Source organism: Bradyrhizobium sp. AC87j1, assembly GCF_002936975.1.
In the GTDB taxonomy this organism is placed as follows: domain Bacteria; phylum Pseudomonadota; class Alphaproteobacteria; order Rhizobiales; family Xanthobacteraceae; genus Bradyrhizobium; species Bradyrhizobium shewense.
Genome location: NZ_PTFE01000061.1, coordinates 1 through 16560, shown reverse-complemented (window position 1 = coordinate 16560; position 16560 = coordinate 1). Strand labels below are relative to the sequence as shown.

The window sequence follows — 16560 nt, the reverse complement described above, 5'->3', positions numbered from 1 at the left end:
GCGTCAAGTGGCCTTCGCCTGGACGGAATGCTCCGTCAAATCCGATCGTGCTCTGGCGAGCGAGAAACCAAGCCTCTCACACAGCGCGTTGGCGCTCGCTGATGGAACGCGGCCCGCCGCGCTCTGATCGCGCGTCCACGCTTCTCGCCGGTGGACCTCATGAAATCAGATCGACCAGCCTATGACACGCTGGTGCAGATAAAGACCCCAAAATCATTCGCAAACGCGCTCGATGCCGCAGCAAACTCGCGCCTGATGTCGCGTAGCGATTTTGTGCGGGCGACTTTGGCCGATCGTCTGCGAGCTGACGGCATCGACCCCAACAGTATCGCTGGGGCTGCCTGATGATGGCTAAATTTGCATGCGCTTTCGCGCTGGGTCTCTCCCTCATTGCAGCGGCGCTCTGGCATCTCGGCGGCGAAAAGCCGAGCGGTTTCGAGGCCTCATCGTTCTCCCGCGATTTTGAAGGGGGCCGGTGATGTGGAGGGTCCTCAATGTTGCCATGTGGGTTTTGCTCACGGTGACCTTGGCCACTCCGGCCATGGCCCAGAAGACGAAAGCCCAGCTCAATACCGAGGTCGGCACGACCTTCCCCGACCAGACGACCGGCCAGATCACGCCCTCTGGCGTCCGCGCGTTCCAAAACGATGTGATCAACTCGATCATGCCGACGGCGCCGGTGGTGAATAACAACTTCGCCAGCTTCGACGGCGCCACTGGACTGCTGAAGGATAGCGGCATCTCATCGAGCAGCCAGTTTGTCGCCAATGCGAACATCATCCCGGGCCCGGCCAACACGTTCAAGGGCACGACTGACGGCTTGGCAACGTCCGACATTGCCCTGACGGCTTGCTCGCTGACCTATCAGATCACGAAATGGGTCGCCGGCACCGGCTGGCAGTGCGGCATCAACCCCGTGGTGCCGTCGCGCGCTATTGCCGCGACCCTGAACTTGTCAGCGTTTCGGGCCGTCACGACTCAGGGCTACACGACCCCGGGAGATGGCGGCGGCACGACATATGTCAACAAGAACAGCGCCGTAAACACCTACACGATCACCACGGCCGGGACCTGCACCAACGGCACATGGGCGGGAGTGAAATTCAGCGGCGGTACTGGCGCCGGGTTTGCCGGCACGGTGACATGCTCTGGCGGCGTGGCCACCGCGGTCACGCCAATTGGCGCTGGCTCGCGCGGCAACGGCTACACGGCCGGAGACGTGCTCACGGCATCGTGCAACCAGATTGGCGGCTGCGGCCCAGCTCCGCAGATCACAGTTGCGACCATCGGCAATGCTCCCTTCACCGATGCCTTCACCTCAACCTTCACGACCGTATCGGGAGGCTCGACCTGCACCAATGGCACCTATTACGGGGTGGCGCCGACCGGCGGCAACGGCTCGCGCCTGATGGGCGTGGCTGTCATTGCCGGCAATGTGCTTTCCTCGTTCACGCAGTCGACGCCTGGCGGAGCTTACAAGGTCGGTGACCAGCTGACCCTGACCGGCATCACGGGATGCGCGACCAACCCCGTCATTCAAGTTGCGACCCTCTCGAGCCCGCTGGGCAGCTTCACGGATAGCGTCGGAAATGCCTTGCAGTATGCTCCCGAGTCCTCTGTGAGCGTCAAGCACTTCGGTGCCGTCGCCGACTTTGTTGCGGGGCAGACAGATGGCGATGCAACCGACAACGGTCCAGCCATGCGCGCGGCGTTGCAGTATGCATCGATTGGCAACGGTCCCGCCGACTCGACCGGCGGATATAACGGAACAACCGTTTATGTTCCGCAGGGCGCGTATAAGGTCTGCGGCGGTCTTGTGGTCTATGAATATACGCTATTCCGTGGGGCCGGATGGGGTGCATCCCAGATCAAGCAATGCAATAGCGATAGCGCCGGAACGAACTTCGTGACGCTGGGAGATTCCAGTTCGCACGTCGGCAATTTCGAGAACAAGGTCTGGGACATCACTCTGTTCGGGGGCTTCCTCTCCGGCTCGGCCTACATGATCTACTCGAACAACGCGCAGAGCGGCGATGCTATCGCTCGAGTGGCGATCTATGGCCTCAGTCGCGGGTGCGTCAAATACGATACCGGATATGGCGGTCAGTCAATGTTCGGCATGCGTGGCTGGCTCTGCGTCATCAACCCGACCTACTTCACGAGTGGCGGCCCAGCCTTCGATCTGTCCGGCAATTTTGGCTTCGTGATCGATGGTCAGTCACACATCGCCGGCGCATCCGCCGGCGGATCTGGCGTGAGGTTTGGGGACGGGGGTACGAACTTCGTCAACGGCCTGCATTGTGAGGGCGGCGTCACAAACTGCATCTCTATCAACGGTGCTGGCTCGTCCCCGCCAATGACTACGATCATAGGCGCGCTCGGACCTGCGACGAACTTGATCCATGTCGAAACGGGCACGCCTGCAAACTTCACAACTGTGATCAACGCCCGGCCTAGTGGCGCCGCCTGTACCGTCTACATGCAGGCCACGGCGTCCTGCGCAAAGACGGGCAACCAGCTTGGTTTGGCAACTTACTAGCAGACAGCCGGCACTCCGGCCCCGCGGCGCCGATCGCGAAGCTGACTTGTTTTGAGAGGAACGATGAGAGACATAGCAAGTCCAAGCGAGATAACTGTGCGCGCCCAAGCTGCACGCGAGAGTGAGAGTCAGGAGCTGAATGCGAGGTTCCTTGCCGTCGAGACTGCCGCAGTAACGGAGTTTGGTGACAGGTGGGACCAGGCGGTGCGCGATCTCTCGATGCTGAATGATGGCACTAGCATCCCGAGAGAGATCCTGCAGGCCGCTCTCGAAGTCGAAGAGCCGGCTAGAACTCTGCTTGAGCTGAGCAAGGACCTCGAAAGGGCAGATCAACTTATGGCGCTGTCGCCAATCCAGCGGGCGATTGCAATCAATCGACTCGCACCCCCGGCTGTTCGCGATCATCGCCGGCCGCGCTCACCGGTTCCGATTGTAGATGCGAACAGCGGCAGCGAACGGCCTTCTGACCGCGACTCCGATGAGGAGTGGAATCGGAAGGAAGAGATCAGAGAGAGACGGGCTCGTGATCAGCGGCGGGGGGGAATGCGCTAATGCCCCAGCAGATGTCGAGCGATGATATCTTTGATCGGTATTCCAGAGGGTCAATCCGGACTTCGACCTTAACCGCGAGCGGCGATGACATTTTCGACCGATACGCACGAGGGGTCGAGACTTCCGCGCCAGTAAAATCGGGCACAAGGTCGCCCGAGCGTCCACGTCCGCGCGGCGATATGGCCGATATGTCGGGCTTCAACAACCGCATGGCAAGTAGCGTTCCGATACTCGGGCCTCTGCTAGACAAGGCAACCGCTGCAGCAGGAGCCGTCGTGCAGCCGCTTTTGAACGAAGAGTCGCGTAAAAAGACCTTCAGTCAGCGATACAGCGAGAATCTGGAATCCCAGGGCGCGATCAACGAGCGATATGCGGAGGAGCATCCGCTGGCGTCGACCGCCGCTGACGTGACCGGGACAGCTATGCTTCTGGGGCCTATGGGAAGGACCGCACTCGGCGCTCGCATGATGGGGCTCAAGGGCAATTCTCTTGGTGCGCGTGTGTATCAGGGCGCCGGCGGCATGGCGGCGCTCGAGACGGCCAACCAACTTCTCAAAGGCAACAATCCGCTTGATCAAGGATTTTTGGGCCCGGTGCCGCTCTCCATGGCCGGCGGGGCGGCGGGCCCCGTCCTCGGTGAGGCGATCTCGTCTGGTGCCAATGCGCTGATGCAGTGGCTACCTCGCCGAAGCGGTGAGCTCGCCGGTGTCAATTCCGTCGGTCGAAACATGCTTGTGAACGCGCTGGAAGGGGAAACGCCAGCCTCAATCGCGGAGGCGCGCCGCAGGTTTGGCAGCTCCGGCATGCTGGCGGATGTCAATCAGTCGACTACCGACCTCGCTGGCGGTCTCGCCGACATCCCCGGTCCTCACAAGCAGGTTGTCCGCGAAGCCTACCGGCAGCGCGCTGCAGGCCAGGGGAGCCGTATCTTGCAGTCCTTGGACCAAAACACGGTACCGTACGTCTCGGTTGCCGACATGACGAAGGGCATCGAGAAGGCGCGCGCTACCGGCGCTGATCCGCTCTACAATCAATTCCGTACCATGGCGGTGCAACCCACCAAAGAGATCAAGGCGCTGATCCCGCGCCTCGAAAAGGCGGGAGCGTTTGATTTGGCCGAGGAGCTGTCTGGCATTTCAGGCAGGCCAATTAATCGAGCCTTCTTCACCGGTGGGCCGCAGAAGGAATTTCCGACGGCGGAGACCTGGGACTATGTGAAGCGCGGGTTAGACCGTCGTGTTTCACAGGCGCTCGATAAAAGTAAGCCCGACAAAGAGCTGGCGAGGGAGCTGCTGAATCTGAAAGGCGAGCTTATCTCGGAAATCGATAAGACACCCGCCGGTAAGGTTTGGCGCAAGGCGAGGGATACCTATGCTGAGCACTCTGAGCTGCTTCACCAGATCGAGGAGGGCCAGAAAACCTTCGCCAGGAACACAAGACACGACGAACTAGCTCATGAGCTGGTCAACCTCTCGACGCCAGAACGCGCCGCGCGCCTTCAGGGAGCGCGAGATGCGATTCAGCAGGTGATTGAGAACAGTGTCCGGGGCGATACCACCGCGCGCAATATGTTGCTCACCCGGGCCGGCCGACAGAAGCTTGAGTTGCTCTTCGGAAAGAAGCGCTCCGACCAGCTGGTTGCCGACCTAGAAGCGGAGGTGCTCGGCAAAAGCAAGGTCGAGAACGTAATCGGAGGAAGCCAAACGACGCCGAAGCGAGAGCGGGTCGGCGCGATACTGCCTGCACCCAGCGAGATGGGCTACGTGTCGAACCTGGATTTTACCAGGCCGGCTTCGTTCATTCCTGATTGGATGAAACCCCAGACGATCTTAGAGGGGGCGAGGGCGCAACGTCATTCAGATGCGTACAGCCAGATAGCGCCGCTTCTAACCCGCAAGATTGGCGACCACAATTTCAACGCTCTGACAGGAGAGCTTTTATCCGATCGTCTAAGGTTGTCTGGTCTTCAGAAGCGTCTGGACCAAATGGGTCGGGTTGCGACTCTTGCCAGCGCCGTATCCGGTCCAGCTCTGCGAAATAAGCTTCTTGACGATGGCGATACTCGAGGATCGCGTTCGCGACCCCAGAGATGACGTGGGTGACGATCAATACGCCTAGCGTACCGAGAACGCTGTTTTCGTAACCCAGCACCCGGGCAGAAACGAGGACCGTAAAGGAGAGAGCAATTGCCGGAAGGACCACGTAGCCGGTTTTGGTGAGGATCGGTTCTCGAGGCATGAGAGTGCTGAAGCCCTGTATGGCGGTGGTCTTGATTGAAGATGTAGCGCAGATCGCTGCAGGTCAATTCCCCGGCCTCTGAAACTCAGCGGAAATATCCGACAGAGCATGTCGGTGCCGCCATCACGATGATCGCGCGGACAGCGCTTAACGGAACGAGGAACTGATGTACGCCAACCCCGAACGCAACGAATACGAGGCCCTTGTAGGGCGGCTGCGCAAATTCTACGGCAATGGCCTTGAGGTCGGCGGCTACAGCCACAATGACCTGCTCCGGCTTCGCCAGCTCGATGCCAAGCGGGAAGCCGCAGAGGCGGAAGCAAAGGCCGCTCAGCCGCTTAACGAGGCAATCAAGCAGCACAGCCGAGAGCATTCGCGAGCGGTGACTGCTTGGCAGCAGATTGGCACGGGCCAGGCGCGTATCGCCGACAACAAGCGCGCGCATCAAATCCTCGGCTTTGATATGGCCCTCCTTGAGCCCATCACCGCCCCGCCGTCGGCGGTCGAGCCCTCGGTGAGGTCAGTCGAAGGGTACGACGAGGCGACGGCCGAAATGTCTCAGATTGCAACCGCGCTCGAAAGCAAGGCGCGGAAGATCAATAGCGCTGCATCCCAGTGGGAGCAGTACACACCGGACCAACAGAATCGGGCGCTCATTCTGGCGCTCGCTGACCGTCTCGGCGTCTGAGGGGCTGCCATAGGTGAGCAAGTCGAGCCGCACCCAGTCGCCGCGGAAGCTTAAGGAAGGTGCAGTCGGGTCCAAGACTGGCCGAGCGCACCAGGCGAAGGCGATCAAGCCAGCCTCTCCGGCGGAGCTGGAGCCGCAAGAGGATCAGGATCCTATCGCGGCCATGCCGAAGACGTTGCTTCTCGATCTGCACAAGGCGCTCCGGGGCGCACTTCAGCCCATTGGCGGGTCGAAAGCCGACGACTGGAATGAAATCGTCGCCAGTCAGGCAATCTCCACCCTTTGGAAGACCAGCAACCCGGCGGACAACGCCAAGCGGGAACAGGGCATCTTGGTCGGCATGATCTGCATGAAGCCTCATGACGAGTTCGAGGGCATGCTCATGGCGCAAATGATCGGGACGCACAACGCCGCAATGGAGTGCCACCGTCGGGCGATGCTCCCGGAGCAACCTTTTATCGGGAGGTCGGAGGCTCTGACTCAAGCCAACAAGCTCTCCCGGACATTCGCCACGCTGCTCGAGGCTCTCAACCGTCACCGAGGCAAGGGTCAGCAGAAAGTCACAGTCGAGCATGTGCACGTTCACGCGGGCGGGCAGGCCGTAGTTGGAGTTGTGGAGCCCCAGGGGGCCGGGGGGCTCAGGAAATTGGAGGAACAACCCTATGCGGTGCGGGGCGAAGACACGGAGCGGTAGTCCCTGCCAAGCGTTTGGTATGCCGAACGGGCGCTGCCGAATGCATGGCGGTCCGTCTCCTGGAGCCCCTAAGGGCAACAAGAACAACTTCAAACACGGGCACTACTCGGCAGAGGCAATCGCAAGACGGCGAGAGGTATCTGCCCTGATGCGGGCGGCGAGAGAGTTGCTCCGAGGCAGCGTGAGTTGAATGGGAAATAGCAAGAAGAGCGCACCCGCTGGCGACCTCGAAACCCGAGCCTTTATCAGGTCCCTCGGGCTCGTCGAGTGGGGTGCGGCGCTGGAAGCGGCCAAGCGGCTCTTGATCGCGCTAGAAGCTCCACCGGTCTTGCCTGAAGCCTTGGAGCGGCTTCAGAAGCTGATCCGGTATCACGGAGAAGCTCACGCGACTCTCGTCATCCGAACGATCATCGAATCTGAAGGAAACGAGCTCGCCCTAACCGAGCCGGTGATCAGCGCTGTTTCGCAGGTCATGACGCGGCGGCCGGAGTGGCCCGATAAGGGGCTTGTTTGGATTGCCTCATTCGACCGGATCCCCTTGCTTCAGCTGGTCGACACCATGCGGGGGCTAGAGATTTTCCGGGAAGAGTCGCTCGGCAACTATCTGGCCATTTCGCTCGAAAGCAGGCTCGCCAGGCTATTCACGGAAGCACCAGTGCCAGAAGCTCCACGGCCGGCCAAGATACCGCTTTCGGAGGCCCGCATTCCCGCAATCATGGCCAAGGTGGCGTTGGGCCGCGAGCTGGCGGCGATCAGGGAGCAGACCCCGAACAACCGCAAATTCGGCGAGCTGGTGCGGGGGAAGTACGACCTGGAAGCTCAGGTCGTCTCTGATCTGATGCGGGTGGCACGCGTCTACGGCGACCGAGCGGATATCACCTCGAGGCTGTCATGGCGGGCGTTGGTGATGCTGTCGGGCTCGGTGCTATCGGCGCCAACTAGGCGGAGTCTCGAAAAGCGCGTTCTTTCGGACGAGCGTATCGGAGTGGCGCAGATCGAGGAAGCCGCAAAGGCAAAGCCCGCCATCCGCGCGAAAGCCGCCGCCAAACGGCCAGCAGGACGAATGCGTGCGTCTGCCGGAGAACGGGCAGCGTGGCGGGAGGCCTCTAAGCGGCCATTTAACGGCTTCCTAGAGCTGTGGTCCCGGGGCGGCTCGAGCAAATCAGAGACACAGACTGGAGCCCGGGAATGACCGAATATGCATCCGTCGTTAAGGCGCTCCAGGAGCGAGCGCAGGAAGTAGACCCCAAAACCGGGACGCTCCTCAGGGCCGCGGCGAACCTCATCCGGGATCTAGAGGGACGGGTTAGCACTCCGGTAGCACAATATAGACCGGCCTCCCCATCTTGAAAAACAATCAAGTAGGCAAGTTTTACAAGTTGGCAGCTCCTAAAGTAGGGCCGAATAGGGTGCCAATCTCGTTAAACAAACGGCAAAATGCAAACGTGGCGCAAACGCAGGACGGCGCCGCGCCGATGACGGCTCAGGAGCTAGCCGCTGCCATCCTCGCCGCCCATGGCGTACAGGACGCCTCCAGGGAGGACGTGCAGAACGTGGCGCTGGGCATCCAGCATAGCCTCAAACCACGTCGGAAAGGGCGTGATCCAGATCAATAGGGACAGGCCGGTCAGGTGGCAGCTTGCTTCTGTGGATCACGATTACGCGTTAACTCAAGAGAGGAATTGAGAAAAAAACTCAAAAAGCGCCTTGATTTCTACGTTTTGCGCGCGAATATTAAGGTTCCTACAACTGAACTACGAGCAATCTCCAAAAGACAACTGGAAGAGCGTTCGCTGAACCCTTCACTTGGAGCGTGCCATGCAAGCAACTGTTAATCAGATACTCGATTACTTTGGCTACGTGACCGTCGCCTTGATGGTTGTGTTGGCTGTCGTTAATCTACTTGTAATTGCTGATAAAATGTCCCATCGTACTGGCATTGTCGAGCGCATGGTCAAGCGCGCCGCGTTCTATATTGGGGTATTGCGCTTTGGGGGTGGTGCCAAGAACATAAATGGGCATCATTTAAAGGGATAATGTCACTCGGTATTTATGAGGCTTACGGCTCCGGGGTACTCGGGAGCGTAGCAATCGAACTAGCAGCTGCTCTTAGGCTATCTACCAAGACTGGGGGCGGATGTCCTCCAATCTATAAAGAGCCGTTTTTCATCTTCCTGCGTACAGGCTTCGCATTGCTGGCAGCAGGCCCATTGCCGGTTATGATGGATGCCCAAGGTCTTTGGGCAGCTTTTTATTACGGCGTCACAGCGCCTGTGCTTTTTGATCGCTTGGCGCGTGGTTTGCAGATCGATTAATCGATGCGCCGTTGGTGATGGATGTCATCTCGCCACGGCGCAAGCGGGAGAAGTATTCTTCGGCCTCATTGGTGCAGGGGCCGTCCATCGAATAGGCGTCCTGATGGTTGATGCGCAAATGAACGCAAATGAATGTCCCGCAGGGTCAGCAAAATAGTGGCGGTTGCTGTCCATGTCGCGCTGCAAAGCTCAATAAATGTGAACATTCTGCACGGCTTTTCGGGGGGGGCGCGGATGAAAACAAATGAAAACATGCTGTATTCGTCCGCATTGACTGCACCGCCAGTGCTGCCACGATCGCGACGAGCGTAAATGCTTGGCGCGACAGGCTTATTTTCCTTCAAAGAAGAAATTTTGATCTTTTTCTCAAGCTCGGTGATCAGGGCTTGAGGCATGCGACTAGTGCGCCCTTCCCAGGGGTCGAACTTGAAAGTGATATTCGTTCAGCAACTCGCCACTGTCCCTATCCGTCGCGTCTCACGATCGCGAAGCCCGCCTTCAATGCTTCCTCGAAGAGTGGCTTCAAACTCTTGTCATCCAGAATCGCAGCGCCTGGCTTGAAGCCGGTCACCTCACGCCATTCGAAAGCCGCTCATCGCTTGTGGCAGCTTTGCCGGATCGAGCGCATAGGCGACGCGGCCGGGGCCCTCACCGAAGGCGCCGCGCTCTTCGAATTTTTGAAGCCGTTTCATTCCACGCTCTCCTCTAAACGTTGTCCAAATTGTCGAGAAGCCATGGCTTGAAGGCGTCCATCTTCGGCGTCCAGGCGTCGAGCTTGGTCATTGCGCGTGCGATCATGAAGACGGCCGTTGCGCAATCTATTTCCATCGTTTCTTCACCGCCATGCTTCAGCCAGTAGAGCTCGCGATTGAGGGTGTTGATCCACTGCCTTTTATCGGGAAAGAGCTCGGCCGCTTTCTGGTTGTCCCTTAGCCACGCGAACATGTGTGGACCGTCTCGTTTAATCATGCCTTCCGCGGCGCCGGCGAGCGTCAGCGCGATGTCGAAGTCGCCACGCTGCAAAGCGTCGATAGCCGCATCGACTTGGCGACCCGCTGCTTCAGCGAGTGTGAGGTTGAGCGGGATCGCTGGCAGCGGTGGGCCTTTCCAAGAAACCTGGTCCGTCAAGGCTTGATCGCTCCCTATCGAAACCATCGGAAGAGCGCGCCGACGCCGTGCCAGACAGTCGCGCGAACCAATGTCTCGGCGGCCGCGTCGACCAATGGATTGTGTGCAGGCGGAAGGCCAAGTTCGATCCTCAACGCGTCAAGGCTCCGCCGCGCGATCGCGATCCGGCCAGCATTATGTTTGGCCGCGCGCAAGAACACTTCGTCCTGGGCTTCCTGAGGGAAGTTGGCGACGCGGTCCTTCAGGCCGTAGATGAAGGCGTTCCATTTCGCTTGAGCCTCGGGGCCGCTGGCGTTCGATGTCAGAGCATCGCGCCAGAAGTCGTCGACAAGATCCTCGATCGCCATGCGCTTCCCTTGGTAGTGCTGCCTAACGACGCCGGTAGTGCCCGCGGACATAGGATCCGCGGCGATAGTGCCCGCTGACGTAGTGGCCATTCCGTAAATGTGGCCGGACATAGCCGCCGCTCCGATAGTGCGGTCGCACGTAGCCGGTCGAGTAGTGCGAGCGAGAGTAAGTGCGCGAGACGGTGCTTGGATAGCCCGGTGCGGCCGTCGCGACCGGCGGAGGAGGCTGGAGTGCCGCGGCCGGGATCGTGAACGTGACGTCGCCGGTGGTGCCGTTGTCGAACGCCACAATCCCGCGGAGCGCTGGAGCCTTGGTGAGGCTCAGGGTGCCGGCCTGGCCGTTCTCGCAGGTGAGGGGCAGGCTGACCGCCTCCGGGATCTTGCCGGAGACGGAGTGAGCTGAGCACCGCAGCGTCTCGGGGGCATCGGTGATGAGGAAGTCGACGCCTGGCTTGCTCAGGTCGAGCGTGCCGATCAGCGCGATTGGCGCCGGTGGCGTCGGCGGCGGCGCCGACGCGCAACCAGTCAACACGGCGCAAAGCGCCAAGACGCCCCATAACCTCATACGCTCGCCCCCCGGCTATAGCCGATCGAAGCGCAACCAGCGAGAGAAAGCAAGCCGCCTCAATTCAACTCACGTCGGACGAGCTTCCGCCGCTCCTCGATATCCTCCTGGACCACTTTGCGCATTTCGAAACCCGGGATGCTCCCGGGTGTCACTTTCTGGCGTGTTGTCAATCAAAGCATTTCAGAGCATTCCGCCAGTCCCGCGGCCCACTTCTGTTGGCCGCATGACCGTCGCGGAATACAGCTGCATGCTGGCCGTAAACAGGATCTGCAGATCCCGAAAGTCTTGCCATGGCGTCGAGGGGCTGTACCTGGCGATACCGAATAGGCTGCGCATTATCGACGACAGCGAAGACCTCTGATCGGCGAGAGTTGGTCTTGCTTAGCTTCAGCCAAAATCGCGGACGTCAATGATGTTGTGGCGCGAGAGCTTTGGGGCCTGGTTTACGAACGAGGCCAGGACCTGCCGCCGGCCATCGCTGACACGCCATCGTGGTTGAGATGAGGTCTCTAGGAAGGCGGAAGGGTGGCAAATGCTGGGATTGACCGCCCCTCTAAAGGTGCTCGAACCAGTACGACTTAAAGATCATGTAGAGCGATTGGACGTTTTGGTCTGTGTTCTCGCAAAGATAGTGGACCATGTTCTCCAAGTAGTTGGGTGAATATTTCACCTCTGCCGCTTCGTAAGCTTGGCAGCACCGGAACGCCAAATCGAAAGCCATGACCTGATTGGCGCTAGCTTCGTAGAAGTCGATGAACTTCAATCTATACTGGCAATCATGGTAGCTGAGCCCGATGGCGGTATTGTCCTCAAGCGCGGACTTTAGGACGCCGTCATATTCCAAATCCTGGATAACCTCTGCGCGGTTCAAGGCGTCCAAAAGAGCGGCCGCGCGCTTGTAGTGATCCGGGTTCTGGGAGTGCAAACGCACCCGAATTTCGTTCAGGTTATTGATGTACGTTTCATAAGCAAATTCGACACGCTCCTGGTCCACGACGGGTGACAGCCCGACAGGAGCGGTGACCTCTACCCATGCGGTAGAAAAATGCTGTGTGACGAACTCGACAAAGAAGTCCTTGGCGTCGAGTTGTTCAAATCGTTCAAATTCAGCCATAGGTTGCCTCAAGCGGAACTTTTAGGCATAAAAAAAGGCCCTGCGATAAGCAAGGCCTTTTCCCAAAAAAAGAAGGAGAATCAGGCTTCCGCCACCTCTTCCTTAGCAAAAAACATTTCCTTCACGACAGCAACCGCGCTGAACGTGTCTTCGTACTTGCGCACAGGCTGCTTCAACCCATTATTCGGGTACATGCGGACGACCTTGTCGCCCGCCTTCGGCAGCGCCTTCTTGTCAGTCCTATCCATCGCAGCCCTCCGGCTTTAAGACTTTGTTAACCTTCTGGACACAGCAAAACGTTGCAAGGTATATGCCTTACAACGTTCCAGATGAACGGGCGATTAATTCCAGTGATTACAATTAGTTAATCACTTCTTAAGCGACCAAACATCCTGCGGCCAGATGTATGTTCTTTCCCCACGTCAACAAGTGATGATTGTTGATATGGCTATTGCGCATGACTCACGACGCCTTGTCAACGGTAATACAACCGCTGCGTTCCTGCTACCGTGCAATTTGACACGGTCCATGGCCTTGGAACAACACATAGCACGTCAATTTGTCGTAGGTTTGACGTGATGGTTCATTCCTGGGGAGGGCTTTCCGCCTCAATTGCCGCGAATTGCGCCGTATGCTCTCCGGCACGTACCATCCCAATCCCAACCCCTGTCGCTTGACGAAGGACTTGCGGGACTTCTGCCGGCGGCCACAAACCCTAGTGGCTTGCCTCCGGCCGCCCTCCGCGGAATCAATTGGAGCATGTCTTCCGCTCACCCTGCGTAGTCATGCCCCACCCTGGCCGCCGCCATACGCCCATGCACCCCGACGGACGGCCGATGAAAATCACCTTCGGCCAGATGCGCTCGATGGGCTTGCGCGGCATCCTGGTCTATTGCCACTGCGGCCACCATGTCGCGTTGGACGGCGCCCCCTGGCCGGATGAGGTGCGACTTTCGGATATTGAGCCCCGCTTCATATGTCAGGGCTGCGGCAGTCGAGGCGCCGACGTGCGGCCCGACTTCGAGCGCGGAGATCCGCGGCTTGCAATCACGGGTCATCGAACGCGATAGCCCCAAAAAACGGCCCCAGCCATTTGGCGGCGACTGGGGCCGTTGGGACTTACCCCGGCCCGCAGGGGGGCATGGAGCCGGAGCACAGCACCAAGCCCGAGGCTTGGCACTGGTTCCTAAGAAGAAGCCGGCCGCCAATCGTGACCGGCACCTACCGCGGGAGCTTGGGTGCATTGCCATATTTTCCCGACGTGCTTGAATGAAGCAAGGTGCATAGCACAGCGGGAGCAACTTCATTGACTGACGAAATCCCATCGCCCAGCCGATTCTTCGTTCGAATGGGAGGCAAAGGTTGGATGGTCTACGATCGCGAACGCAAAGGCCCAGCACTGATCAGGGCCGGCTGGGCCGCCGGTTTGACCAAGGAGCAAGCTGAACAAGCGCTACGTTCGCTTACTGCTTCGCCTGCCGACAAGCCGCGCTTCTGAAATCGACGGAGGCCGCCGGCGTGAACCGGCGGGCCTGTTCGCTCATTGCGCGCGCCCCATCATCCCTACACGGGCACTTCGTCCCAAATAACGCCGGTTGCGCGGTCAGCCAGGGTTGCCTCGCCATCGTCATAGATCGGCGCATCGAGTGACCAAGGCGTCTTGATGTCCCCATAAGCCTTGTCGGGGTGCTGCTTGTAGTCGTCGGCAATGAACTGCCTGATGCACTTCGCCGCTTTCGTGATGCCGAAGGGCTTGCTCTTGTACCGACGCGAGCCGTGCGCCTCGTAGATGGCGCCAATGATCCGCATCTTGCGCTGCTCGTCCATGCGCTCGGGGAGCAACTCCATCAGCTGGCGGTACCGTCTCTGCGCGTTTGATCGCGTCATGGCGCGTCCCTTGCGCTTCTGTCCTCCCATTGCCCATTTATGGTGAGCCTGACGAAAGCTCTCGACCTGACGGACGGTCCTGTAGAACCCCAGGAGGTTCGGGCAGATGCGGCGGAGCGTCCTCCAGGGAACATCTCGCTTCATCGCATCGACGAGCTTCTCCTGAAGCGCCGACTTCAGGACCGGGCCGGTCGACTGCTGGCGCTCACGTTCGCAGATTTTGCATTGGCGCCAGAATAGGCCGGTGCCATCCTGGCTCGGGCGGAAGCGCGTATTCGTCGTATTAAACTCGTGCCCGTTCTTGCAGTGGGTCATGGCGCGCTTCTTCACCACGCCCATCTTTTCCAGCTTGCGTTGCTTGCCAGCTAAAGCATTGCGCTCAACCAGCGCTTTGGCCCTCGCCGCCCATTGCGGAAACAGTTTGCAATGAGAGTGCCAACCCTCATAGGAGGCCCCAGGCATCAAGGCGTCCTTCAACGGCAGGCCACTTTCTAACCGAGCCATCACGGTATCAGCATTCGCCATTCCCTTTGGCTCGCTCGGAGAGCGGCCCCTGCGAGATGCGTAGACATTGGAGAGCAGTTTTTCTCCGGTCTTTGACGGTGCAGCACTCGCACACTGAGCGCTTGTCTGTTGTTGGATGTTCATAGCCAAGCCTTTCTCATTGGGTGATGCCGGCAAAAACGCCGACGGCTGATTGACTGCACTGAGTCGGGGCATGCCCGCGGCACGTCGCGCCATCAGAAAAGCGCAGTTAGAGAGGTCGCTGATGAGTCTCGGGCAAGGTCCTGTGAAGATCCCCGCACGAAGGCTCCAGGCTGGGGCCGTTGTCGTTCGCGACCTTGGACGCGACGAATAACGATGATTGTTGAGGCGTTCCAAATCGCCTTGCGCTGGCGACCGGCCCTCTCAAGAAACACCTCGACTTTGCCCCGGGGCGTCGCAACGCCTACGCTCACACCGAGCACGGTTTCGTTGGAGCCGGTGACGTCCCCCTTGAGAAGCAGGCGGGCAGGAACGCGAACTTGATTGGAGTTAGTGGTCGGAGAAAGCATGTCCTGCTCCATTATGCCCAACGCTGCGGGGCAAGTTCGAAAGCTGGAGCCATGCCAGTGCGCGCAACGCGAGCCTCAGCGAAGCCGCTGCGCATCTGGAGGGCGAGATAATAGCCATAGGGTCGGTCCACGTGATGGACGCGACCGCGGCAGGACAGCTCGTCGGCGTAGTCCTCTTTCGCGCGGGCGTGAGCCTCAACCATGATCCTGGAACGGAGGGCAGCGGCCTGAAGCGAGCGCGGAGTGACGTGGCGAGGCTTTGCAGAACCCGTCCGATTGGCAATGGTGAGGATGGTTGAAGGCATGGCTTCGCCGTTCACCGGGGAGGTGTTGTTGCTCACTGGGGTTGCTCTCAGGCTCTGTATTTGATAGAAATTCTATTACCACCCGCCCGCTATGCAATCAATAGAAATTCTATCGAAGAGGTTGAAATGTTTTCGGTCCGTCAAATGAAGGCCGCCCGAGCTCTTCTTGCTTGGTCCCAGGGTGAATTGGCGAAAGCGTCGGGCGTATCGGAGCCAACGATCGCGCGTTTGGAGTCAGAAGATGGGGAGGTCGGTGGGCGGGCCGAAACGGGCGATAAGCTACGCTCGGCCCTCGAAATGGGAGGCGTCGAGTTCATCCCAGAGAACGGCGGAGGTGCTGGGGTGCGGCTAAGAAAGAAAGCGGCGAAGCGGTAGGTCTCCCCTCGCCCCGATTCTACTTGCGCTCGCCTTCCGGTTGCGGTTCGATGCCGACAAATCTTGGGGGCAAGATCATGCGTAGATTAGCAGTGGCGGTAGGAATTGCGGTATCCGCGTCAATTTGGCCAACTCTGGCCTTTCCATCAGATTATTACAAAGTCCAAGTGACTCGAAAAAATCAAGATCTCTACGAAGTGGTCGGTCAGAGCATCTATGTGATGACGCGCTACTGTTACGAGTACGTCTACTACAGCGAGGCCATTCTCAAGATCGATGCGCCGGCCGGGTACACCGTTGGTGAAATCATTTTTGTTGGAAATGGCAGCAGTAAGTGTGATGTCGCGAAAGTCTTGCGGTAGGCCCCTCAGAATCAGTATTTATCTCTCACTAACCACGGAAAGCTGCGCCGGCGAAGGAGGCAAAGCCTGCCAGGAAGCCAAAGAAGGCGTCAGCTGGCCAAAAGGAAATGCTAATGCCCATCGCGGGCAAGCAGCCTGCGACAGCTACCGGTTAGATATTAGCAGCTGCCGGGGAAGCACGAGCACTACATTGATCTCACGATTTAGGATCTTCGAGGCGATGATAGAAATGTGCTGCGCAACGGAGTGGGTGGTGCCACCACCGTTCACGCCGGCAGCACGGTTGTTATCCAAGGCGACGCTAGCGAGAAGACCGTGGCGCTTATCAGGGCGGCTCTGGCCCAGCATGACGCTACGCTGCCGGCCAAGGTTGTCGAAACCGTGAGGCGTGCT

The 16560-nt window shown here is 59.2% G+C and carries 23 protein-coding genes; 13 read left to right on the top strand and 10 right to left on the bottom strand.

All coding sequences use genetic code 11. The features are described from left to right. Positions 1–159: 159 nt before the first annotated feature. From CV770_RS26690 to CV770_RS26650, 9 genes are all read left to right on the top strand, one after another. Positions 160–345 (top strand): hypothetical protein, encoded by a 186-nt coding sequence (locus CV770_RS26690; RefSeq protein WP_104464488.1) that lies wholly within the window; start codon positions 160–162, stop codon positions 343–345. Between the two features lie 196 nt (positions 346–541). Continuing rightward, positions 542–2539, top strand: coding sequence for a glycosyl hydrolase family 28-related protein (locus CV770_RS26685; RefSeq protein WP_161500034.1), 1998 nt, complete (start codon positions 542–544; stop codon positions 2537–2539). A 63-nt stretch (positions 2540–2602) separates the two neighbouring features. Next, positions 2603–3091, top strand: coding sequence for a hypothetical protein (locus CV770_RS26680; protein ID WP_104464486.1), 489 nt, complete (start codon positions 2603–2605; stop codon positions 3089–3091). Continuing rightward, positions 3091–5184, top strand: coding sequence for a hypothetical protein (locus CV770_RS26675; RefSeq protein WP_104464485.1), 2094 nt, complete (start codon positions 3091–3093; stop codon positions 5182–5184). Before CV770_RS26680 ends, CV770_RS26675 begins: the two co-directional genes overlap by 1 nt. 311 nt (positions 5185–5495) lie before the next feature. Further along, on the top strand, positions 5496–6017 hold the full coding sequence (locus CV770_RS26670; RefSeq protein WP_104464484.1) for a hypothetical protein: 522 nt from the start codon (positions 5496–5498) through the stop codon (positions 6015–6017). Positions 6018–6180: 163 nt separating this feature from the next. After that, positions 6181–6711: a hypothetical protein gene (locus CV770_RS26665; protein ID WP_146101357.1), complete on the top strand. Its 531-nt coding sequence runs from the start codon at positions 6181–6183 to the stop codon at positions 6709–6711. Then, on the top strand, positions 6680–6901 hold the full coding sequence (locus CV770_RS44275; RefSeq protein ID WP_104464482.1) for an HGGxSTG domain-containing protein: 222 nt from the start codon (positions 6680–6682) through the stop codon (positions 6899–6901). Before CV770_RS26665 ends, CV770_RS44275 begins: the two co-directional genes overlap by 32 nt. Continuing rightward, the gene (locus CV770_RS26655; protein WP_104464481.1) at positions 6902–7903 is read left to right on the top strand and encodes a hypothetical protein; all 1002 of its coding nucleotides are present in this window, start codon (positions 6902–6904) and stop codon (positions 7901–7903) included. A 626-nt stretch (positions 7904–8529) separates the two neighbouring features. Then, a complete protein-coding gene (locus CV770_RS26650) occupies positions 8530–8748 on the top strand; it encodes a hypothetical protein (RefSeq protein WP_104464480.1) in 219 nt (72 codons plus the stop codon). Between the two features lie 225 nt (positions 8749–8973). Here CV770_RS26650 and CV770_RS44270 read toward each other — a convergent pair whose 3' ends face one another. From CV770_RS44270 to CV770_RS42210, 7 genes are all read right to left on the bottom strand, one after another. After that, complete coding sequence (locus CV770_RS44270; RefSeq protein ID WP_502693616.1) at positions 8974–9114, bottom strand: hypothetical protein; 141 nt, start codon at positions 9112–9114, stop codon at positions 8974–8976. After that, a complete protein-coding gene (locus CV770_RS44265) occupies positions 9092–9421 on the bottom strand; it encodes a hypothetical protein (RefSeq protein WP_502693615.1) in 330 nt (109 codons plus the stop codon). The genes CV770_RS44270 and CV770_RS44265 overlap by 23 nt, the downstream gene beginning before the upstream one ends. 310 nt (positions 9422–9731) lie before the next feature. Next, positions 9732–10154, bottom strand: a complete 423-nt coding sequence (locus tag CV770_RS26640; protein WP_146101356.1) for a hypothetical protein — start codon at positions 10152–10154, stop codon at positions 9732–9734. A 14-nt stretch (positions 10155–10168) separates the two neighbouring features. Beyond that, positions 10169–10501 (bottom strand): hypothetical protein, encoded by a 333-nt coding sequence (locus CV770_RS26635; RefSeq protein ID WP_104464478.1) that lies wholly within the window; start codon positions 10499–10501, stop codon positions 10169–10171. Positions 10502–10523: 22 nt separating this feature from the next. Continuing rightward, on the bottom strand, positions 10524–11033 hold the full coding sequence (locus CV770_RS26630; RefSeq protein WP_104464477.1) for a hypothetical protein: 510 nt from the start codon (positions 11031–11033) through the stop codon (positions 10524–10526). A gap of 589 nt (positions 11034–11622) precedes the next feature. Beyond that, positions 11623–12183, bottom strand: a complete 561-nt coding sequence (locus CV770_RS26625; protein ID WP_104464476.1) for a hypothetical protein — start codon at positions 12181–12183, stop codon at positions 11623–11625. Between the two features lie 80 nt (positions 12184–12263). After that, positions 12264–12431 (bottom strand): hypothetical protein, encoded by a 168-nt coding sequence (locus CV770_RS42210; RefSeq protein ID WP_161500033.1) that lies wholly within the window; start codon positions 12429–12431, stop codon positions 12264–12266. A gap of 537 nt (positions 12432–12968) precedes the next feature. Here CV770_RS42210 and CV770_RS26620 point away from each other — a divergent pair. Together CV770_RS26620 and CV770_RS41760 are read left to right on the top strand one after the other, a co-directional pair. Next, complete coding sequence (locus tag CV770_RS26620; RefSeq protein ID WP_104464475.1) at positions 12969–13253, top strand: hypothetical protein; 285 nt, start codon at positions 12969–12971, stop codon at positions 13251–13253. Between the two features lie 236 nt (positions 13254–13489). Then, positions 13490–13681: a hypothetical protein gene (locus tag CV770_RS41760; RefSeq protein WP_146101355.1), complete on the top strand. Its 192-nt coding sequence runs from the start codon at positions 13490–13492 to the stop codon at positions 13679–13681. A 65-nt stretch (positions 13682–13746) separates the two neighbouring features. Here the strand turns inward: CV770_RS41760 and CV770_RS26615 are convergent, their stop codons facing one another. Then, positions 13747–14595, bottom strand: coding sequence for a hypothetical protein (locus CV770_RS26615; protein WP_104464474.1), 849 nt, complete (start codon positions 14593–14595; stop codon positions 13747–13749). A 541-nt stretch (positions 14596–15136) separates the two neighbouring features. Further along, complete coding sequence (locus tag CV770_RS26610) at positions 15137–15466, bottom strand: hypothetical protein (RefSeq protein ID WP_104464473.1); 330 nt, start codon at positions 15464–15466, stop codon at positions 15137–15139. Between the two features lie 90 nt (positions 15467–15556). On the opposite strand from CV770_RS26610, the gene CV770_RS26605 reads away from it, so the two are divergent. Together CV770_RS26605 and CV770_RS41755 are read left to right on the top strand one after the other, a co-directional pair. Beyond that, entirely contained in the window at positions 15557–15805 is a 249-nt protein-coding gene (locus CV770_RS26605; protein ID WP_104464472.1) for a helix-turn-helix domain-containing protein, read from the top strand. A 50-nt stretch (positions 15806–15855) separates the two neighbouring features. Continuing rightward, on the top strand, positions 15856–16167 hold the full coding sequence (locus CV770_RS41755; RefSeq protein WP_146101354.1) for a hypothetical protein: 312 nt from the start codon (positions 15856–15858) through the stop codon (positions 16165–16167). A gap of 144 nt (positions 16168–16311) precedes the next feature. On the opposite strand, the gene CV770_RS43050 is transcribed toward CV770_RS41755, so the two are convergent. Then, on the bottom strand, positions 16312–16560 hold a 249-nt coding region (locus CV770_RS43050; RefSeq protein ID WP_210203162.1), incomplete at its 5' end, for a hypothetical protein.

What these genes read in the sequence shown, in the direction of transcription:
- CV770_RS26690 (WP_104464488.1), top strand. Translation starts at nt 160, where the DNA reads ATGAAATCAGATCGACCAGCCTATGACACGCTGGTGCAGATAAAGACC.
- CV770_RS26685 (WP_161500034.1), top strand. Translation starts at nt 542, where the DNA reads ATGGCCCAGAAGACGAAAGCCCAGCTCAATACCGAGGTCGGCACGACC.
- CV770_RS26680 (WP_104464486.1), top strand. Translation starts at nt 2,603, where the DNA reads ATGAGAGACATAGCAAGTCCAAGCGAGATAACTGTGCGCGCCCAAGCT.
- CV770_RS26675 (WP_104464485.1), top strand. Translation starts at nt 3,091, where the DNA reads ATGCCCCAGCAGATGTCGAGCGATGATATCTTTGATCGGTATTCCAGA.
- CV770_RS26670 (WP_104464484.1), top strand. Translation starts at nt 5,496, where the DNA reads ATGTACGCCAACCCCGAACGCAACGAATACGAGGCCCTTGTAGGGCGG.
- CV770_RS26665 (WP_146101357.1), top strand. Translation starts at nt 6,181, where the DNA reads ATGCCGAAGACGTTGCTTCTCGATCTGCACAAGGCGCTCCGGGGCGCA.
- CV770_RS44275 (WP_104464482.1), top strand. Translation starts at nt 6,680, where the DNA reads ATGCGGTGCGGGGCGAAGACACGGAGCGGTAGTCCCTGCCAAGCGTTT.
- CV770_RS26655 (WP_104464481.1), top strand. Translation starts at nt 6,902, where the DNA reads ATGGGAAATAGCAAGAAGAGCGCACCCGCTGGCGACCTCGAAACCCGA.
- CV770_RS26650 (WP_104464480.1), top strand. Translation starts at nt 8,530, where the DNA reads ATGCAAGCAACTGTTAATCAGATACTCGATTACTTTGGCTACGTGACC.
- CV770_RS44270 (WP_502693616.1), bottom strand. Translation starts at nt 9,114, where the DNA reads ATGGACGGCCCCTGCACCAATGAGGCCGAAGAATACTTCTCCCGCTTG.
- CV770_RS44265 (WP_502693615.1), bottom strand. Translation starts at nt 9,421, where the DNA reads ATGCCTCAAGCCCTGATCACCGAGCTTGAGAAAAAGATCAAAATTTCT.
- CV770_RS26635 (WP_104464478.1), bottom strand. Translation starts at nt 10,501, where the DNA reads ATGGCGATCGAGGATCTTGTCGACGACTTCTGGCGCGATGCTCTGACA.
- CV770_RS26625 (WP_104464476.1), bottom strand. Translation starts at nt 12,183, where the DNA reads ATGGCTGAATTTGAACGATTTGAACAACTCGACGCCAAGGACTTCTTT.
- CV770_RS42210 (WP_161500033.1), bottom strand. Translation starts at nt 12,431, where the DNA reads ATGGATAGGACTGACAAGAAGGCGCTGCCGAAGGCGGGCGACAAGGTC.
- CV770_RS26620 (WP_104464475.1), top strand. Translation starts at nt 12,969, where the DNA reads ATGCCCCACCCTGGCCGCCGCCATACGCCCATGCACCCCGACGGACGG.
- CV770_RS26615 (WP_104464474.1), bottom strand. Translation starts at nt 14,595, where the DNA reads ATGGCGAATGCTGATACCGTGATGGCTCGGTTAGAAAGTGGCCTGCCG.
- CV770_RS26605 (WP_104464472.1), top strand. Translation starts at nt 15,557, where the DNA reads ATGTTTTCGGTCCGTCAAATGAAGGCCGCCCGAGCTCTTCTTGCTTGG.
- CV770_RS41755 (WP_146101354.1), top strand. Translation starts at nt 15,856, where the DNA reads ATGCCGACAAATCTTGGGGGCAAGATCATGCGTAGATTAGCAGTGGCG.